12 protein-coding genes are annotated in these 16,906 nt (G+C 69.6%); 5 read left to right on the forward strand and 7 right to left on the reverse strand.

Annotation, left to right across the window (positions count from 1 at the left end):
- The first annotated feature begins 178 nt into the window (after positions 1-178).
- Positions 179-955 (forward strand): enoyl-CoA hydratase-related protein, encoded by a 777-nt coding sequence (locus tag ACFQPS_RS15400; protein WP_377360107.1) that lies wholly within the window; start codon positions 179-181, stop codon positions 953-955.
- Between the two features lie 10 nt (positions 956-965).
- On the opposite strand, the gene ACFQPS_RS15405 is transcribed toward ACFQPS_RS15400, so the two are convergent.
- The 5 genes from ACFQPS_RS15405 to ACFQPS_RS15425 all read right to left on the reverse strand — a co-directional run bounded on the left by ACFQPS_RS15405 (position 966) and on the right by ACFQPS_RS15425 (position 8,220).
- The gene (locus ACFQPS_RS15405) at positions 966-2,531 is read right to left on the reverse strand and encodes a SpoVR family protein (protein ID WP_377360108.1); all 1,566 of its coding nucleotides are present in this window, start codon (positions 2,529-2,531) and stop codon (positions 966-968) included.
- Positions 2,528-3,844 (reverse strand): YeaH/YhbH family protein, encoded by a 1,317-nt coding sequence (locus tag ACFQPS_RS15410; RefSeq protein WP_377360109.1) that lies wholly within the window; start codon positions 3,842-3,844, stop codon positions 2,528-2,530. The genes ACFQPS_RS15405 and ACFQPS_RS15410 overlap by 4 nt, the downstream gene beginning before the upstream one ends.
- Before the next feature lie 51 nt (positions 3,845-3,895).
- Entirely contained in the window at positions 3,896-5,842 is a 1,947-nt protein-coding gene (locus tag ACFQPS_RS15415; RefSeq protein WP_377360110.1) for a PrkA family serine protein kinase, read from the reverse strand.
- Positions 5,843-6,454: 612 nt separating this feature from the next.
- Positions 6,455-7,201: a phosphatase PAP2 family protein gene (locus ACFQPS_RS15420; protein ID WP_377360111.1), complete on the reverse strand. Its 747-nt coding sequence runs from the start codon at positions 7,199-7,201 to the stop codon at positions 6,455-6,457.
- Positions 7,202-7,281: 80 nt separating this feature from the next.
- Positions 7,282-8,220 carry a LysR substrate-binding domain-containing protein gene (locus ACFQPS_RS15425; RefSeq protein WP_377360112.1) on the reverse strand — a complete coding sequence of 313 codons (939 nt, stop codon included), beginning with the start codon at positions 8,218-8,220 and terminating at the stop codon, positions 7,282-7,284.
- Positions 8,221-8,410: 190 nt separating this feature from the next.
- Between ACFQPS_RS15425 and ACFQPS_RS15430 the strand changes: the two genes are divergently transcribed.
- On the forward strand, positions 8,411-9,874 hold the full coding sequence (locus ACFQPS_RS15430; RefSeq protein ID WP_377360113.1) for a catalase: 1,464 nt from the start codon (positions 8,411-8,413) through the stop codon (positions 9,872-9,874).
- A gap of 482 nt (positions 9,875-10,356) precedes the next feature.
- Here the strand turns inward: ACFQPS_RS15430 and hemH are convergent, their stop codons facing one another.
- Both hemH and ACFQPS_RS15440 read right to left on the reverse strand, forming a co-directional pair.
- Positions 10,357-11,508 carry a ferrochelatase gene (gene hemH / locus ACFQPS_RS15435; RefSeq protein ID WP_377360114.1) on the reverse strand — a complete coding sequence of 384 codons (1,152 nt, stop codon included), beginning with the start codon at positions 11,506-11,508 and terminating at the stop codon, positions 10,357-10,359.
- Positions 11,509-11,577: 69 nt separating this feature from the next.
- A complete protein-coding gene (locus ACFQPS_RS15440; protein ID WP_377360115.1) occupies positions 11,578-11,748 on the reverse strand; it encodes a hypothetical protein in 171 nt (56 codons plus the stop codon).
- 311 nt (positions 11,749-12,059) lie between these two features.
- Between ACFQPS_RS15440 and ACFQPS_RS15445 the strand changes: the two genes are divergently transcribed.
- From ACFQPS_RS15445 to ACFQPS_RS15455, 3 genes are read left to right on the forward strand one after another with little or no spacing between them, the layout of a single operon-like run.
- Positions 12,060-13,838, forward strand: coding sequence for an N-acetylglutaminylglutamine amidotransferase (locus tag ACFQPS_RS15445; RefSeq protein WP_377360116.1), 1,779 nt, complete (start codon positions 12,060-12,062; stop codon positions 13,836-13,838).
- Between the two features lie 11 nt (positions 13,839-13,849).
- Positions 13,850-15,655, forward strand: coding sequence for an N-acetylglutaminylglutamine synthetase (ngg, locus tag ACFQPS_RS15450; RefSeq protein WP_377360117.1), 1,806 nt, complete (start codon positions 13,850-13,852; stop codon positions 15,653-15,655).
- Positions 15,652-16,716, forward strand: coding sequence for an osmoprotectant NAGGN system M42 family peptidase (locus tag ACFQPS_RS15455; RefSeq protein WP_377360118.1), 1,065 nt, complete (start codon positions 15,652-15,654; stop codon positions 16,714-16,716). The genes ngg and ACFQPS_RS15455 overlap by 4 nt, the downstream gene beginning before the upstream one ends.
- Positions 16,717-16,906: the final 190 nt, after the last annotated feature.

Here is a 16,906-nt window from a genome sequence, read left to right on the forward strand (position 1 = left end):
CGCAACCTCGCGGGCGGCCGGGCAACCGGCCGCCCGTCTCTTTTCGCTCCCTCCCCGTTCCCGTCCGCACCGCAGGGCGGATCGCCCGGCCCGGCAGCCGCCGGATGGCACGGAACGGGCTTGACGCCCCCGCCGGCCCTGCGGCCTCCTCTGCGCGAAGCAAGGGAGGAAACGCCGAATGACCACCGTGCCGTCCACCACCGGGCATGTGCTTGTCGAGGATGCCGACGGCATCCGCAGCATCACCCTGAACCGCCCGGACAAGCGCAACGCGCTGACCGTGGAGATTTACGAGACGCTGGCCGCAGCCCTGGCCGACGCCGACCGCGCCGACGGCGTGCGGGTGGTGCTGATCGCCGGCGCCGGCGGCGCCTTCACCGGCGGCAACGACCTGAAGGACTTCCTGAACAACCCGCCGATCGCAGAGGACAGCGCGGTGTCCCGCTTCCTCCAGGCCATCGCCACCTGCGCCGTGCCGATCGTGGCGGCGGTGGAGGGTCCGGCCGTGGGCGTCGGCACGACGATGCTGCTGCACTGCGATCTGGTCTACGCCACGCCGGACGCCCGGCTGCACCTGCCCTTCATCGACCTGGGGCTGGTGCCGGAGGCGGGCAGCAGTCTCTTGCTGCCCAAGCTGATCGGCCATCAGCGGGCGGCGCAGATGCTGATGCTGGGCGAGCCGCTGAGCGGTGAGCAGGCGGCGGCGGTCGGGCTGGTCAACGCCGTGGTCCCGTCGGCGGACCTGCTGGCGACCGCCCGCGCCAAGGCCGCGGCCCTGGCCGCGAAGCCGCCCGGCGCCCTGCGCCGGACCAAGGCGCTGATGCGCGGGCACGACCGCGAGGCCGTGCTGGCGACCATGGCGACGGAAGGGCGCATCTTCGGCGAGCTGCTGCGCTCCCCGGAAGCCGTCGCCGCCTTCCAGGCCTTCTTCATGAAGGCCGCGGCGAAGGGCTGAGCGGGGAGCCTCAGGCCCCGACCGTCGCCTGCCCGATGATGGTGCGGGGGCCGACCGTGTGCTTCTTCAGCCGCGCCCCGCTGGCGCTGTCGATCTCCTCCAGCACCACTTCGTAGCCCCAGAGGTCGGCGAGGTGCTGGAGGACGGCGCGGGCATCGTCCTCGTCCAGCACGACCTGGTTCATCGCCCGGTGCTCCAGCAGCAGCTTTCGGTCGCCGGACAGGTCCACGTCCACGATCTGGAGATCCGCCTCCGCCCAGGCGATGTCGTACTGCCGGGCCAGGGACTTGCGGATTTCCCGGTAGCCCCGCTCGTTGTGGATCGCCTCCACCATCATGGTCGGTTCGCGGGCGTTATCCTGGACATGGAACAGCTTCAGCTTCCGGATCAGGGCGGGGCTGAGGTACTGGAGCACGAAGCTCTCGTCGCGGAAGTTGGCCCAGGCGTCGCGCAGCACCGCCATGGCGTCGCCATGGCCGGCGAAATCCGGGAACCACTCGCGGTCCTCGGCCGTGGGTGCGGTGGCGATGCGCTCGATGTCCTGCATCATGGCGAAACCCAGCGCATAGGGATTGATGCCGCCATAGCGCGGGTCGTCGTACTCGGGCTGGAAGATCACGTTGGTGTGGGAGTGCAGAGCCTCCAGCCAGGCGCCGTCCGTGATCAGGCCGCGCTCATGCATCAGGCCCAGGATGCGGTAGTGGCAGTAGGTGGCGCAGCCCTCGTTCATCACCTTGGTCTGGCGCTGCGGATAGAAATACTGCGACAGATGCCGGACGATGCGGAGCAGCTCCCGCTGCCAGGATTGCAGCCGCGGCGCCCGCTTCTCCAGGAAATAGAGGATGTTCTCCTCCGGCAGGCCGAGCAGGGCGCGGCGCCGGTCGCGGTCGCTGAAGGGGCTGAAGGTGTCGGCCTTGGCGGGCACCGTCCGCCAGAGGTCGTTGAACATCCGCTCCTCGTGCTCGCGCCGCTCCTTCTGGCGCTTCTCCTCCAGCCGGAGGTCCAGCGCGCGGCGGCGCGGATAGCGGTGGACGCCGTGGTTCATCAGGGCGTGCGCGGCGTCCAGCACCCGCTCCACCGCCGTCAGGCCGTAGCGTTCCTCGCAGCGGGAGACATACTCCTTGGCGAAGCTGAGATAATCCAGGATGCCGTCGGCATCCGTCCACTGCTTGAACAGATAGTTGTTCTTGAAGAAATGGTTGTGGCCGAACGCGGCGTGCGCGATGACCAGCGCCTGCATCGTCATGGTGTTCTCTTCCATGATGTAGCTGATGCAGGGGTTGGAGTTGATGACGATCTCATAGGCCAGACCGCGCAGGCCCTTGCGGTACAGCACCTCGTCGCGGGCGAAGTGCTTGCCGAAGGACCAGTGCCGGTAGAGCAGCGGCATGCCGATGGAGGAATAGGCATCCAGCATCTGCTCGGAGGTGATGACCTCGATCTGGTTCGGGTAGACGTCGAGCCCCAGATCCTTCAGCCCCACCTCCTCGATGGCGGCGAAGACGGTGCGCAGCCGGTCGAAGTCCCAGTCGGCGCCGTCGTACAGCGGGCGGACGGCCATGTCGGTGGTGGTCATGCGGACACTCCCGTGGCGGCCTGGTCGCGGGCGAACAATTCGCGGAAGACGGGGTAGATCTCGCGCCGGTGGCGCACCCGCTTCATGGCGAAGGGGCCGCCGGACTGTTGCAGGCCCTTGTAGGTCTGCCAGAGGTCGGACTCACGTCCGGAGGAGCTGAAGCTCACCGGCACCATCTCGGGATCGGAGCCGACCTCGATATAGGCGTAGTACTGGCAGAGCGGCAGGATCTCCTCGGACAGGAGATGCAGGGTGCGCGCATTGTCGTAGCTGGTGTTGTCGCCGTCCGACGCCTGCGCGGCGTAGATGTTCCAGTCGTCCGGCGGATAGCGCTCGCGCATCACCCGCAGCATCTCCTCCAGCGCGGTGGAGACGACGGTGCCGCCCGTCTCCGTGCTGTAGAAGAAGGTGTCCTCGTCCACCTCCTGCGCCCGGTGGGTATGGCGGATGAAGACCACCTCCACATTCTTGTAGCGGCGGGTCAGGAACAGGTAGAGCAGCATGAAGAAGCGCTTGGCCAGGTCCTTCATGTGCTCCGTCATGGAGCCGGAGACGTCCATCAGGCAGAACATCACCGCCTGCGCCACCGGCTTCGGCGTCGCCTGGAAGCGGTTGTAGCGGACGTCGATCGGGTCGATGTAGGGGATGCGCTGGCTGCGCCGGAGCAGCAGCTCCAGCTCCGCGCGCAGCGTGGACAGGGCCTCGGCATCGTGGCTGTCCGCGCGTTCCAGCGCGTCGATCTCCTCGCGCAGGCGCTGCACCTCGTCCGCCTTCGGCCGCTTCAGGGCGATCCGGCGCGACAGGCTGTTGCGCATGGTGCGCACGAGGTTGAGGTTCGCCGGCGAGCCGGTGACCGAATAGCCCGCCCGGCTCCAGGAATAGTCCTCGATGGTGGCCAGCTTGCGCTTGGCCAGATCGGGCAGTTCCAGGTCCTCCAGGAACATGTCGATGAATTCCTCGCGGCTCAGGACGAAGCGGAACTCGTCCTCGCCCTCCCCGTCGGGGCTGCCCTCGCGCCCGCCCCGCCCGCCGCCGGAGGGCGGCCGGGGAATCCGGTCGCCCTCGATGAAGTCCTTGTTGCCCGGCACCACCACGTCGCGGATGCCGCCCGACGAGGCGCGGTGGAAGGTCGGCTCCTTGACCCCGTCCGGGGCGATGGTCACGTCGCCGCCCGTGTCGATGTCCCGGATGCGGCGCTTGCCCGAGGCATCCCGCACCGCGCGCATGACCTGGGCCTTGGCACGGCGGAGAAAGCGCTGGCGGTTGGCCAGGCTCTTGCCCTTCGGGTTCAGCCGCCGGTCGATGATGTTCATCACGTGGGTCGCCCCCAAGGTTTCGGGTAAGCGTGCCGCCGCCGGCCGTCGTCAGCCTGCCTGCTTCACGCGCATGTACCATTCCACCAGACGGCGCACCTGGCGCTCCGTGTAGCCCCGGCGGGTCATCCGGGACAGGAACTCCGTGTGCTTCTTCTCGGTGTCGCTGTCCTTCTTGCTGCCGAAGCTGATCACCGGCAGCAGCTCCTCGACCTGGCTGAACATCCGCTTCTCGATGACGTCGCGCAGCTTCTCGTAGCTGGTCCAGGGCGGGTTGCGGCCGCCGTTGGCGGCACGGGCGCGCAGGACGAACTTCACGACCTCGTTGCGGAAGTCCTTCGGGTTGGCGATGCCGGCCGGCTTCTCGATCTTCGTCAGCTCCTGGTTCAGCAGGTCGCGGTTCAGGAGCTGGCCCGTGTCGGGGTCCTTGAAATCCTGATCCTCGATCCAGGCGTCGGCGTAATCGACATAGCGGTCGAACAGGTTCTGGCCATAGTCGTGGTAGGATTCCAGATAGGCCTTCTGGATCTCGTTGCCGATGAACTCGGCATAGCGCGGCGCCAGCTCCGCCTTGATGAACTCCACATAGCGCTTCTCGGTCTCGTCCGGGAACTGCTCGCGCCGGATGGCCTGCTCCAGCACGTACATGAGATGCACCGGATCGGCCGCGACCTCGTTGTTGTCGTAGTTGAAGGTGGAGGCCAGGACCTTGAAGGCGAAGCGGGTGGAGACGCCCGTCATGCCCTCGTCCACGCCGGCGGCGTCCTTGTATTCCTGCAAGGTCTTCGCCTTGGGGTCGGTCTCCTTCAGGCTCTCGCCGTCATAGATGCGCATCTTCGAGAACAGGTTGGAGTTCTCGTGCTCACGCAGGCGGGACAGCACGGTGAAGCGGGCCAGCATCTCCAGCGTGGCCGGGGCGCAGGGCGCCGCCGCCAGCTCGGAGCCGCGGATCAGCTTCTCATAGATGCGCTGCTCCTCCGTCACCCGCAGGCAGTACGGGACCTTGATGACGCAGATGCGGTCGATGAAGGCCTCGTTGTTCTTGTTGTTCTTGAAGCTCTGCCACTCGGCCTCGTTCGAGTGCGCCATGATGATGCCCTGATAGGGCAACGCCCCGATGTTCTCGGTGCCGATGTAGTTGCCTTCCTGCGTCGCCGTCAGCAGCGGGTGCAGCATCTTGATCGGCGCCTTGAACATCTCGACGAACTCCAGGATGCCCTGGTTCGCCCGGTTCAGGCCGCCGGAGTAGCTGTAGGCGTCGGGATCGTTCTGCGGGTACAGCTCCAGCTTCCGGATATCGACCTTGCCGACCAGGGAGGAGATGTCCTGGTTGTTCTCGTCCCCCGGTTCGGTCTTCGACACCGCGATCTGGCGCAGCCGCGACGGGCGCAGCTTGACGACGCGGAACCGCCGGATGTCGCCGTCGAACTCGTCCAGCCGCTTGATCGCCCAGGGGCTCATCAGCCCGGTCAGGCGACGGCGCGGGATGCCGTAGCGTTCCTCCAGCACCGCCCCCATCTGCGCCGGGTCGAACAGTCCCAGGGGGCTTTCGAAGACGGGGCTGACCTGATCGCCGGCCTTCAGCACATAGATCGGGCATTCCTCCATCAGCGCCTTCAGCCGCTCCGCCATGGAGGACTTGCCGCCGCCGACGGGGCCGAGCAGGTAGAGGATCTGCTTGCGCTCCTCCAGCCCCTGGGCGGCATGGCGGAAGAAGCCGACGATGCGCTCGATCGTCTCCTCCATGCCGTAGAATTCGGAGAAGGCCGGATAGATCTTGATCGTGCGGTTCATGAAGATACGCGCCATGCGCGCATCACGCGACGTATCGACCACTTCGGGCTCGCCGATCGCCTCCAGTATGCGTTCGGCGGCGGTGGCGAACATCATCGGATCGTCGCGGCATCCTTCGAGATATTCAATGAGCGACATCTCGACGTCGCGTCTGGTCTCGTAGGTCTGGGAATAGCTCCTGAACAGGTCTTCGGCCGGGCTCATGGGCACTCTCCTCTAGGCGGGCGTGTCGCGGAGGTATCCGTCGGGGGCCGTCCTGCGGACGTCGCGGCTCCTGCCTTGCATCGGCCGGGCCAGAGCGAACGCCGGGACGTCCGGGTGCTGGCCGGTCCAGGCGCGGCACGTCTCGTCCCTCTGTCTGGACAACGACGGCAACCCCGGGAGGTTCGCGGTCTCCTGGATAAAACGGTGCAGCCTGCCCGGCGGACTACCGGGGTCCGGAATTCGGATGGGCACCGCAGGGCGCACCGCGGATGGCGCGTCCCGACCGGTCCGGTCCCCCCGCGGGGACGGCGTGGCTCTCCTGGGTCTTCCGTTTCCGGCACCGGACCAGCCTCCCGTGTCTGCACGACACCATGTTGCCGGGGGATGGTTAAGGAAGCAGAACTGTTCCGCCCTCCGGCCTGACCGCATGCATGATCGTGCGCAGTACATGATGGCGAAGTGGGGGCACCGGCGCAGCCCGGCAAGCGGCGGCGACACTCCCGCCCCTGCCGAATCCCGGCCGCCGCGTCATTTCCGCCGCACCGGCGCCGGGCTGTCCCGGGCAGCGATGCCGTCGGGGAGGAGGCAGCGACTCGGGCCTTGGCGCCAGCGTCAGGGGCTGTCGTCGGGCAGGGGGGCGGGCGTCGGCTCGACCGCGCCGCGCCGCTGGAGCAGCAGCGCCACGATCCAGCAGAGCATGGCCCAGGCCGCTCCGATGCACCAGCCGGCAAGCACGTCGCTGGGCCAGTGGACGCCCAGATAGACCCGGCTGACGCCGACCATGCCCGCGATCAGGACGGCGACGCCCAGGAAGAAGGCCTTCAGCCGCCGGCGCGGCTGCAACCGGGCCAGCAGCGTCCCCAGCGTCAGATAGGTGACGGCGGACAGCAGGGCATGCCCGCTGGGGAAGCTGGCGGTGAAGACCTCCATCCCGTGCGGCACGAGGTCGGGCCGCGGCCGGTCGAAGCCCAGCTTCAGGGAGGTGCTGAGCAGCATGCCCCCGAGCACCGAGACCAGCAGCAGCACCGCCGCCGCCCGCTTGCGCACCAGCAGCAGGTACAGGGCCGATCCGGCCGTCACCAGCGTCAGGACCGCGTTGCCGCCCAGGGCGGTGATGTCGCGCCCGACCTCGTGCAGCCAGGACGGGCCCAGCGGCACCGCCGGGTCGGCGGGGTCGCGCAGGGCCAGCATCAGGGCGCGGTCGATGGCGTGGGTCTCCCCCTCCTGCACGGACTCCGCCACCTCCAGGAACAGCAGCAGCGTCGCCGCCGCGATCAGCACGGCGGCCAGCAGCACGATCTCGCGGCGGGCGAGGTCGATCAGGCGGCCCGAGGTGGGCATCACGGGAAGCAGGGGCATGGTCGGCACGGGCGGCAACGGGGGGACACAGGCATCATAACCCCACCGGAAGGGAGTCGGACCAGCCGCCCGCCCGCCCGTCAGTCGCGGGCCAGGGCGGGACTGCCGACGCAGTCCTCGGGGCTGCCGTCCGCAAGGTCCGCCGGCACCACGCCGCGCACCAGCTCCGCCAGCGCGTCCAGGGCCTTCTGCCGCGGGAAGGTCGGCCGCCAGACCAGCCGCACGGTGCGGCAGGCGCCGAAGGAATCCACCGGCCGCAGCACCAGCCCGCGGCGCTCCAGCCCCGGTGCCGCCAGGGCCGGGACCAGGGTGCAGCCGTAGCCGGCGGACACCATGCTGACCAGCGTGTCCAGGCTGGCAGCGCGCAGATCGTCGCCGCCCGGCGGTGGCGCCCCGCAGACGCCCAGCGCCTGTTCGCGCAGGCAGTGGCCGTCCGCCAGCACCAGCATGTCGGCCCGTTGCAGGTCGTCCTCCGACACCCAGTCGCGCGACGCCAGCGGATGCCCCGTCGGCACGGCCGCCAGGAAAGGCTCCACGAACAGGTCCACGCCGATCAGGTCCTCGCCATTGGTCTCCGTGGCGATCAGGGCGGCGTCCAGCTCGTGCCGGCGCAGCCGCTCGACCAGATTGGCGGTCAGGTCCTCCCACAGGACCAGGGTCAGGCCCGGGTGGCGCTGGCGCAGCTCCGGCAGCACCAGCGGCATCAGATAGGGCGACAGGGTCGGGATCACGCCCAGCCGCAGCGGCCCCGCAAGGGGATCGCGGGCGGCGCGGGCCAGCGCCTCGATCGCGTCCGCCTGCTCCAGGGCGGCGCGCGCATGGCGCACCACCTGCTGGCCCAGGGCGGTCGGGACCACCCATTTGCTGGTGCGCTCGAACAAGGGCGCGCCCAGCCGGTCCTCCAGCTTGCGGAGCTGGCCGCTCAGCGTCGGCTGGCTGACATGGCAGGCCTCCGAGGCCCGGCCGAAATGGCGATGCTCGGCGATCGCCACGACATAACGGAGATCACGCAGATTCACGAAACCCGGTCCGTCCCACCGTTACCCGCGGATCGACAGGATATTCGATAGGCGGGGGCTATCGCAACCATCCCAACAATCGATTTCTCTGCCGACCCGTGCTCGCTTAGCCTTTCTCCAACGCCACACGCCACAACGCCACACTCCATTTCGCCACAGGCGCAACCGCAGAACCACAGGGAGAACGGCCATGAGCACGACGCGGCTGACAACGACCGCCGGCGCCCCCGTCGCCGACAATCAGAACAGCCTGACCGCCGGTCCGCGCGGCCCGGTCCTGATGCAGGACTGGCAGCTCATCGAGAAGCTGGCGCACCAGAACCGCGAGCGCATCCCCGAGCGCGTGGTGCATGCCAAGGGCTGGGGCGCCTTCGGCACCTTCACGGTGACCCACGACATCAGCCGCTACACCCGCGCCCGCATCTTCGACACGGTGGGCAAGACCACGCCGATGCTGGCCCGCTTCTCCACCGTCGCCGGTGAGCAGGGGGCCGCGGACGCCGAGCGCGACGTGCGCGGCTTCGCCCTCAAGTTCTACACCGAGGAGGGCAACTGGGACCTGGTGGGCAACAACACGCCGGTCTTCTTCGTCCGCGACCCGCTGAAGTTCCCGGACTTCATCCACACCCAGAAGCGGCACCCGCAGACCAACCTGCGCAGTCCGACGGCGATGTGGGATTTCTGGTCGCTGAGCCCGGAGAGCCTGCACCAGCTCACCATCCTGTTCAGCGACCGTGGCCTGCCGCCCAGCCCGCGCTTCATGAACGGCTATGGCAGCCACACCTACAGCTTCTGGAACGCGGACGGCGAACGGTTCTGGGTGAAGTTCCACTTCAAGACCCGGCAGGGCCACCGCTTCCTCACCAACGAGGAATCGGCCGAGGTGATCGGCAGAAGCCGCGAAACCTACCAGGAGGACCTGTTCGGCGCCATCGCCGGCGGCGACTTCCCGCGCTGGACGCTGTTCGTGCAGGTCATGCCGGAGATGGACGCGGAGAAGACGCCCTATAACCCGTTCGATCTCACCAAGGTCTGGCCGCACGCCGACTATCCGCTGATCGAGGTCGGGGTGATGGAGCTGAACCGCAACGCGGAGAACTACTTCGCGGAGATCGAGCAGGCGGCCTTCAGCCCGTCGAACATCGTGCCCGGCATCGGCTTCAGCCCCGACCGGATGCTCCAGGCCCGCATCTTCTCCTACGCCGACGCGCACCGCTACCGGCTGGGCACGCATTACGAGGCGCTGCCGGTGAATGCGCCGCGCTGCCCCGTCCACCACTACCACAAGGACGGCGCGATGCGGTTCTTCCGCAACGATCCGGGCAACCCCGACGCCTTCTACGAGCCGAACAGCTTCAACGGCCCGGCCCAGGACCCGTCGGTGGCGGAGCCGCCGCTGCGCCTCGCGGGCGACGCCGACCGCTGGAGCCACCGCGAGGGCAACGACGACTACACCCAGCCCGCCGCCCTGTTCCGCCTGTTCACACCCGAGCAGAAGGAGCGGCTGTTCAGGAACATCGCCGCCGCCATGGCGGGCGTTCCGGACTTCATCGTCGAGCGCCAGCTCGGCCAGTTCGACCGGGTCGATCCCGCCTACGGCGCCGGCGTCCGCCGCGCCCTCGGCCGCAGCACGGCCCCGATGGCGGCGGAGTGATCCGCCCCGTCACCAGCAGGGGAGGAAACGGCCCACCAGAGGCCGCCCGATAAAGAGTTCATCGTCAGGCATTGGTCAGTATCAGGCATCGGTTGAGAGACGGGGGACCGGCAGCAGCGCCGGTCCCCTTTCGCTTTTGCAGCACCCGGGACCGGGCCGGCGCCCTGGCACCGCGGCCGGACCGGCGCTGCTCCCTTCCCGCCCCGTCTCACCCGCCCTGACGGTGCCTGCCGCAGCGGCAGCAGGGCGGGGGCGATCCAGGGAGCGATGGTCGTCAAGGAGGTTCCCGACGGGATGCGAGGGGGCGTGTCCGCGGGAGGCGCCTTCGCCCCCCACGGGACCAGGCTGACCAGCCCCCGAGAGGAGAGCGCCGGGCAGGTCGTCTGGGAACCGGCCCCGCCGCTCTGCGTGTGGCACACAGCACAACGCCCTCCCCCGCGAGGGGAAGGGCGTCGGCCGGATCGGAAGGTCGGGGACGGGTGTCAGCCGTGAGCGGCGCGCAAGGGCCGCGGCAGGGCCTGGGCGGGCACCGGATGGACCACCGGATGGTGGGCCGCCTGACGGGCCGCGGGCAGCCAGCCGGACAGCTCGCGCTCCACGATGCCCTTCAGCATCTCGATATGGTCCGGATGGGCGTTCAGGCACGGAACGAAGGAGAAGGCCTCCCCCCCATGCTCCAGGAACAGCTCCCGGTTCTCGCCGTCCAGCTCCTCCAGCGTCTCGACGCAGTCGGACGCGAAGCCGGGGGCGATCACGGCCAGCCGCTTCACCCCCTCCTCCGCCAGCGCCGTCACCGTGGCGTCGGTGTAGGGCTTCAGCCACTCGGTCCGGCCGAAGCGGGACTGGAAGCTGTGGCGCACCCGCGTCTCCGGCCAGCCCAGCCGTTCCCGGAGCAGCCGCGCCGTCTTCAGGCAGAAGCAGTAGTACGGGTCGCCCAGTTCCAGATTGCGCTCGGGCAGGCCGTGGAAGGAGACCAGCAGCATGTCCGGCACCCAGGGCAGCTCGGCCAGATGCCGCTCCACCGAGCGCGCCAGCGCGTCGATGTAGGCGGGATCGTCATGGTAGCTGGGAACCGTGCGGATCGCCGGCTGCCAGCGCATGGACATGAGCTGGCGGAAAGCCTGGTCGCAGGCGGTCGCCGTCGTCGTCGCGCTGTACTGGGGATAGAGCGGGAACAGCAGGATACGGTCGCAGCCTGCGTCCTTCAGCCGCTGCACCGCCGGCTGGATGGCCGGCTGTCCGTAGCGCATGGCCCAGTCCACCACCACCGTCTCCCCGTACTGCGCCTGGATGGCGGCGCGCAGGCCATCGGCCTGATCACGGGTGATGGTCTTCAGCGGGGATTCGTTGCGCTCACGGTTCCAGATCGAGGCGTAGGCCTTGCCGCTCTTCTGCGGGCGGGTGGTCAGAACCAGGGTCTGGAGCAGCGGTTGCCAGATCAGCTTCGGGATCTCGATGACCCGGGGATCGGACAGGAATTCCTTGAGATAGCGTCGCATCGACCAGTAGTCGGTGCCCTCCGGCGTGCCGAGGTTCAGCAGCAGGACGCCGATGCGGCGGGCCGGCACGGTCATATGTCCGGGCGGGCGGTGCCGGGTGTCGGCGGCGGTGGGGTGGGGGCGGAGATCGGCCATGGTCCTGATTCTATCCGAGGACCGTTCAGAGATTGGGCATTCCCGCGGAAAAGCAAGAGTATCCATCGGTCAGGTCCTCTGCGCCGCAGCCAGCAAGGCCCGGCGGTGACGCTGCACCCGCATCAGCAGGGCCGGCGGAGCGTCGCCATGGATGAGAAGGCGCCCGCCGGTCACCTCGAGTCGGATGCCGGCGTTTTCCAGTCGGTCGATCAGCTCACGGACCTGCTTGCGCGGTGACATGGTTTCCATCCCTCTGGCGGTGATCCAGGCCATCACCCTAGCGGGACCAGGATCAATGATGAAATCGATTGTCACTATCCAGATGATCGTTTCTGCCTATCATTATGCCCCATAAGGGCACAGATCCGACTGTCGGCTGTTTCCTCCCCGGCGCGGCGCCGCCTCCGGCCGGCCGGAGGGTCGGGCCGTAGAGTCGAGATCCCCCGCCTGAACCGGCCGGAGGCCGTTCCGCGCCACGAGCCAGGCCATGGTGCCGTCAAGGGCGCCGCCGTGGCCCGTTTTCTGGAACCGGCCGGGGACCGAGACCGCCGATGTGTGGAATAAGTGGGGAGATCCGGGGCGCCGATGCGGGGCCGCCGAACGTGACAGCCGTTGCCGCGATGAGCGGCCGGATGACGGACCGGGGGCCGGACGGCCACGGTCTTCATGTGCAGGGGCGCGCCGCCCTGGGGCACCGGCGCCTGAAGATCATCGATCTGTCCGAGGCGTCGCAGCAGCCGATGGTCGATCCCGAACTGGGGCTCGCCATCGTCTTCAACGGCTGCATCTACAACCATGCCGATCTGCGCGCCGAGCTGGAGGCGAAGGGATACCGCTTCTTCTCCAGGGGCGACACCGAGGTCCTGGTGAAGGCCTATCATGCCTGGGGCGACCGCTTCGTCGAGCGGCTGCACGGCATGTTCGCCTTCGCCATCGTGGAGCGCGACAGCGGCCGCGCCGTCCTGGGACGCGACCGGCTGGGCATCAAACCGCTCTACTGGGCGGAGGTGGAGGGAGCCTTCCGCTTCGCCTCCACCCTGCCGGCCCTGCTGGCGGGCGGCGGGATCGACACCGCCGTCGATCCGGTGGCGTTGCAGCACTACATGAGCTTCCATGCCGTCGTGCCCGCACCGCGCACCATCCTGAAGGGTGTGCGCAAGCTGCCGCAGGCCACCCTGCTGACGCTGGAGCCCGACGGCACCCGGCGGGAGACGCCGTACTGGTCCCTGACATTCGGCCCACGCGACGGGGATGCCCGGCGCAGCGCGACCGACTGGCAGGAGGCGGTGCTGGAGGCCCTGCGCACGGCGGTGCGCCGCCGGACGGTGGCGGACGTGCCGGTGGGCGTGCTGCTCTCCGGCGGGCTGGACAGCTCCCTCATCACCGCGCTGCTGGCCGAACAGGGCCAGACCGGGCTCAAGACCTTCTCCATCGGGTTCGAGAGCGTCGGCGGCGAGGCCGGCGACGAGTTCCAGTATTCCGACATCGTGGCCCGCCGCTTCGGCACCGACCACACCCGCCTGTTCGTGGACAGCGCCCAGGCCCTGCCCGCTCTGGCCGACTGCGTCCGCGCCATGGCCGAGCCGATGGTCAGCCACGACTGCATCGGCTTCTTCCTGCTGTCCCGCGAGGTCGCCCGCCATGTGAAGGTGGTGCAGTCCGGCCAGGGAGCGGACGAGGTGTTCGGCGGTTATCACTGGTATCCGCCGCTGCTGGAGAGCCGCGACGCGGTGGACGATTATGCCCGCGTCTTCTTCGACCGCGACCGGGCGGAGATGGCCGACATCCTGTCCCCCGGCCTGCTGTCCGCGGAGGACGAGGCCCGCGCCTTCGTCGCCGCCCAGTTCGCCCGCCCCGGCGCCGACCGTCCCGTGGACAAGGCGCTGCGCCTGGACACCACGGTGATGCTGGTGGACGACCCGGTGAAGCGGGTGGACAACATGACCATGGCGGCCGGGCTGGAGGCGCGCGTCCCCTTCCTGGACCACGAGCTGGTGGAGCTGGCCGCCCGCATCCCGGCCGAGCTGAAGCTGGCCGGCGGTGGCAAGCATGTGCTGAAGGAGGCGGCGCGGCGGGTCGTGCCGGCCGAGGTGATCGACCGGCCGAAGGGCTATTTCCCCGTGCCGGCCCTGAAGTACCTGCGCGGCCCCTTCCTGGAGCGGGTGCGCGATCTGGCGACGGGGGAGCGGGCGCGGCGGCGCGGCCTGTTCAACCCGGCCCATGTCGAGCGCCTGCTGGCCGACCCCGAAGCCCATCTCACGCCCTTGCGCGGATCGAAGCTCTGGCAGGTCGCCCTGCTGGAATTCTGGTTCCAGGAGCATGGCCTATGAGTGTCCTGCGGATGCCCGGGACCGATGTCCCGTCCCCCTCGCCCCCGTCGCTGTCGCCCGCTCCCGCCCGTTCCGCCGCCGGCCCGGCCGGGGACGAAGCGCCGCCGGACGCGACGGCGCCGGAGGCCGCCTGCGCCGAGGCCTGGATCGACTGCGGCTGGGGGCGGCTGGTCTTCGCCCAGACCTTCACCGACCTGGACCGGCTGGTCCGCTGCCTGCGCGCGGAGGAGCCGGGCAAGCGCGACATCGCGCTCTATCTCCAGGACCCGCATGTGGCGCTGGCGCTGGCGCCGCAGGAGCTGTTCCTCGACCCTTCACACACCTTCCGGCTGGATCTCGGTCCCGGCATGCCGGAGGAGCGACGGCCGCCCGGCTGCACCCTCCGCCCGCTGGAGACCCCCGCCGAGGCCGAGGCCGTCAGCCGCATCCACGCCAGCCGCGGCATGGTGGCACCGTCGCCGGACTTCCTGCTGGCAGCGCGGAACCGCCAGGGATCCGGGGACGGGAGTGCCCTGCTGCATCTGGTGGCGCTGGACGACGCGACCGGACAGGTGCTCGGCTGCGTCACCGGCGTGGATCACCGGGGTGCCTTCGGCGATCCGGAGAACGGCAGTTCCCTCTGGTGTCTGGCGGTCGATCCCCAGGCCCCGCTGCCCGGCATCGGCGAGGGGCTGGTGCGCGGGCTGGCCGCGCGCTTCCGGGACCGCGGCCGGTCCTTCATGGATCTGTCCGTCCTGCACGACAACGAGCATGCCATCGCTCTCTATGAGAAGCTGGGGTTCCGCCGCATCCCGGCCTTTGCCGTGAAGACGCGCAGCCCGATCAACGAGCCGCTGTTCATCGGTCCCGCCTGCGACGGCGAGGACCGGCTGAACCCCTATGCCGGGATCATCGTGCGCGAGGCGCGCCGCCGCGGGATCGGGGTCGAGGTGGTGGATGCCGAGGCGGGCTATGTCTGCCTGACCGCCGGGGGGCGCAGCATCGTCTGCCGCGAATCCCTGAGCGAGCTGACCAGCGCCGTCGCCATGAGCCGCTGCGACGACAAGGCGGTGACCCGGCGCGTCCTGGCCCGGGCGGGCCTGTCGGTGCCGGCGCAGCAGGTGGCCGGCGATGCCGGGGCGGACGCGGCCTTCCTGACCCGGCACGGCCGCATCGTCGTGAAGCCGGCGCGTGGCGAACAGGGCCGCGGCATCACCGTGGACGTGCGCGACGCCGCGACCATGGTCCGCGCCGTGGAGGAGGCCCGCCGGCAGGACGCGACCGTGCTGCTGGAGGAATTCGTCGAGGGGCAGGACCTGCGCATCGTCGTCATCGGCTTCGAGGTGGTGGCGGCCGCGCTGCGCTGCCCGGCGGAGGTGGTGGGCAACGGCCGCCACAGCATCCGGGCGCTGATCGAGGCGCAGAGCCGCCGGCGGGCCGCGGCGACGGGCGGCGAAAGCCGCATCCCGCTGGACGCGGAGACGGAGCGCTGCGTCGCCGCCGCCGGGCTGGGCCTGGACGACGTGCTGCCGGAGGGCCGCGTCCTGCCGGTGCGCAAGACCGCGAACCTGCACACCGGCGGCACCCTGCACGATGTCACGGCCAGGCTGCACCCGCATCTGGCGGAGAGGGCGGTGGCCGGCGCCCGGGCGCTGGACATCCCGGTGGTCGGCTTCGACTTCCTGGTGACGGCGCCGGACCGGCCCGACTATGTCGTGATCGAGGCGAACGAACGGCCGGGGCTCGCCAACCACGAGCCGCAGCCGACGGCGGAGCGGTTCATCGACCTGCTGTTCCCGGCGACACGCCCGCCCCCCGGCGGCGGGATGGCGGCATGAGGGACCTGCCGATCGACACGGACTATCTGCGCGACCTGCTGCTGCGCCTGCTGGCGATCCCCAGTCCGGCCGGCTTCACCGACGAGGCCGTGCAGTTCCTGCGGACCGAGCTGACACGGCTGGGCATCAGCTACGAACTGACCCGGCGGGGCGCCATCCGCGCCAACCTGCCCGGCCGGCGCTATTCGCCGGACCGGGCGGTGGTGGCGCATGTCGATACGCTGGGCGCGCAGGTGAAGCGGTTGCAGGAGAACGGCCGGCTGGAGCTGGTGCCGATCGGCCACTGGTCGGCCCGTTTCGCGGAAGGGGCGCGCTGCACTCTGATGACCGAGACGGGCCGCATCCGGGGCACCATCCTGCCGCTCAAATCCTCCGGCCACACCTTCAACGAGGAGGTGGACACCCAGCCGGTCGGCTGGCGGTACGTGGAACTCCGCCTGGACGAGCGTTGCGCCAGCGCGGCCGACCTGATGGCGCTGGGCATCCATGTCGGTGACGCAGTGGCCATCGACCCGCAGCCGGAGGTGACGGCCAGCGGCTACATCGTCTCCCGCCACCTGGACGACAAGGCCGGGGTGGCGACGCTGCTGGCGGCCGCGAAGGCGGTCCTGGACGCGGGCGTGGAGCTGCCGGTGGACTGCCACCTGCTGGTGACGATCAGCGAGGAGGTCGGGTCGGGGGCCTCGACCGGGCTGCACCAGGACGTGGCCGAGATGGTGACCATCGACAACGGCACGCCGGCGCCCGGCCAGAACTCCTCGGAGTTCGGCGTCACCATCGCCATGGCGGACATGACCGGGCCTTTCGACATGCGGCTGACGCGCTCGCTGATCGGGCTCTGCCGGGAGTTCGGCATCCCGCACCAGCGGGACATCTTCCGCTACTACCGCTGCGACAGCGCCGCCGCCATCGAGGCCGGCAACGACATCCGCACCGCCCTGCTCTGCTTCGGCGTGGACGCCTCGCACGGCTATGAGCGGACGCACCTCTCGGCGCTGGCGGATCTGGCGCGGCTGGTCGCGCTCTACATGCAGAGCCCGCCCACCGACGACCGGTACTGACAGCCGCGGCCGGACGCGCAGACGGAAAAGCCCCCGCGGGAGAACCCGCGGGGGCTTTTCAGAAGAGAGGGTTCGTGACCTTGAGGGAGATGCCTGCCGGCGCACGGACTTGCCGTCGCGCATGGCAAAGGAGGATCAAGCCAGACGAGCGATTAGTAGGGCTCGGCTTCGCGCGTTGCCGCGCTTCCAC

The sequence above is a fragment of the Rhodocista pekingensis genome (genome assembly GCF_042665545.1).
In the GTDB taxonomy this organism is placed as follows: Bacteria; Pseudomonadota; Alphaproteobacteria; order Azospirillales; family Azospirillaceae; genus Rhodocista; species Rhodocista pekingensis.

Coding starts and splice junctions, on each gene's coding strand:
- ACFQPS_RS15430 (WP_377360113.1), top strand. CDS start 8,411: ATGAGCACGACGCGGCTGACAACGACCGCCGGCGCCCCCGTCGCCGAC.
- ACFQPS_RS15420 (WP_377360111.1), bottom strand. CDS start 7,201: ATGCCCCTGCTTCCCGTGATGCCCACCTCGGGCCGCCTGATCGACCTC.
- ACFQPS_RS15415 (WP_377360110.1), bottom strand. CDS start 5,842: ATGAGCCCGGCCGAAGACCTGTTCAGGAGCTATTCCCAGACCTACGAG.
- ACFQPS_RS15445 (WP_377360116.1), top strand. CDS start 12,060: ATGTGTGGAATAAGTGGGGAGATCCGGGGCGCCGATGCGGGGCCGCCG.
- ACFQPS_RS15400 (WP_377360107.1), top strand. CDS start 179: ATGACCACCGTGCCGTCCACCACCGGGCATGTGCTTGTCGAGGATGCC.
- ACFQPS_RS15455 (WP_377360118.1), top strand. CDS start 15,652: ATGAGGGACCTGCCGATCGACACGGACTATCTGCGCGACCTGCTGCTG.
- ACFQPS_RS15440 (WP_377360115.1), bottom strand. CDS start 11,748: ATGTCACCGCGCAAGCAGGTCCGTGAGCTGATCGACCGACTGGAAAAC.
- ACFQPS_RS15405 (WP_377360108.1), bottom strand. CDS start 2,531: ATGACCACCACCGACATGGCCGTCCGCCCGCTGTACGACGGCGCCGAC.
- ACFQPS_RS15410 (WP_377360109.1), bottom strand. CDS start 3,844: ATGAACATCATCGACCGGCGGCTGAACCCGAAGGGCAAGAGCCTGGCC.
- hemH (WP_377360114.1), bottom strand. CDS start 11,508: ATGGCCGATCTCCGCCCCCACCCCACCGCCGCCGACACCCGGCACCGC.
- ngg (WP_377360117.1), top strand. CDS start 13,850: ATGCCCGGGACCGATGTCCCGTCCCCCTCGCCCCCGTCGCTGTCGCCC.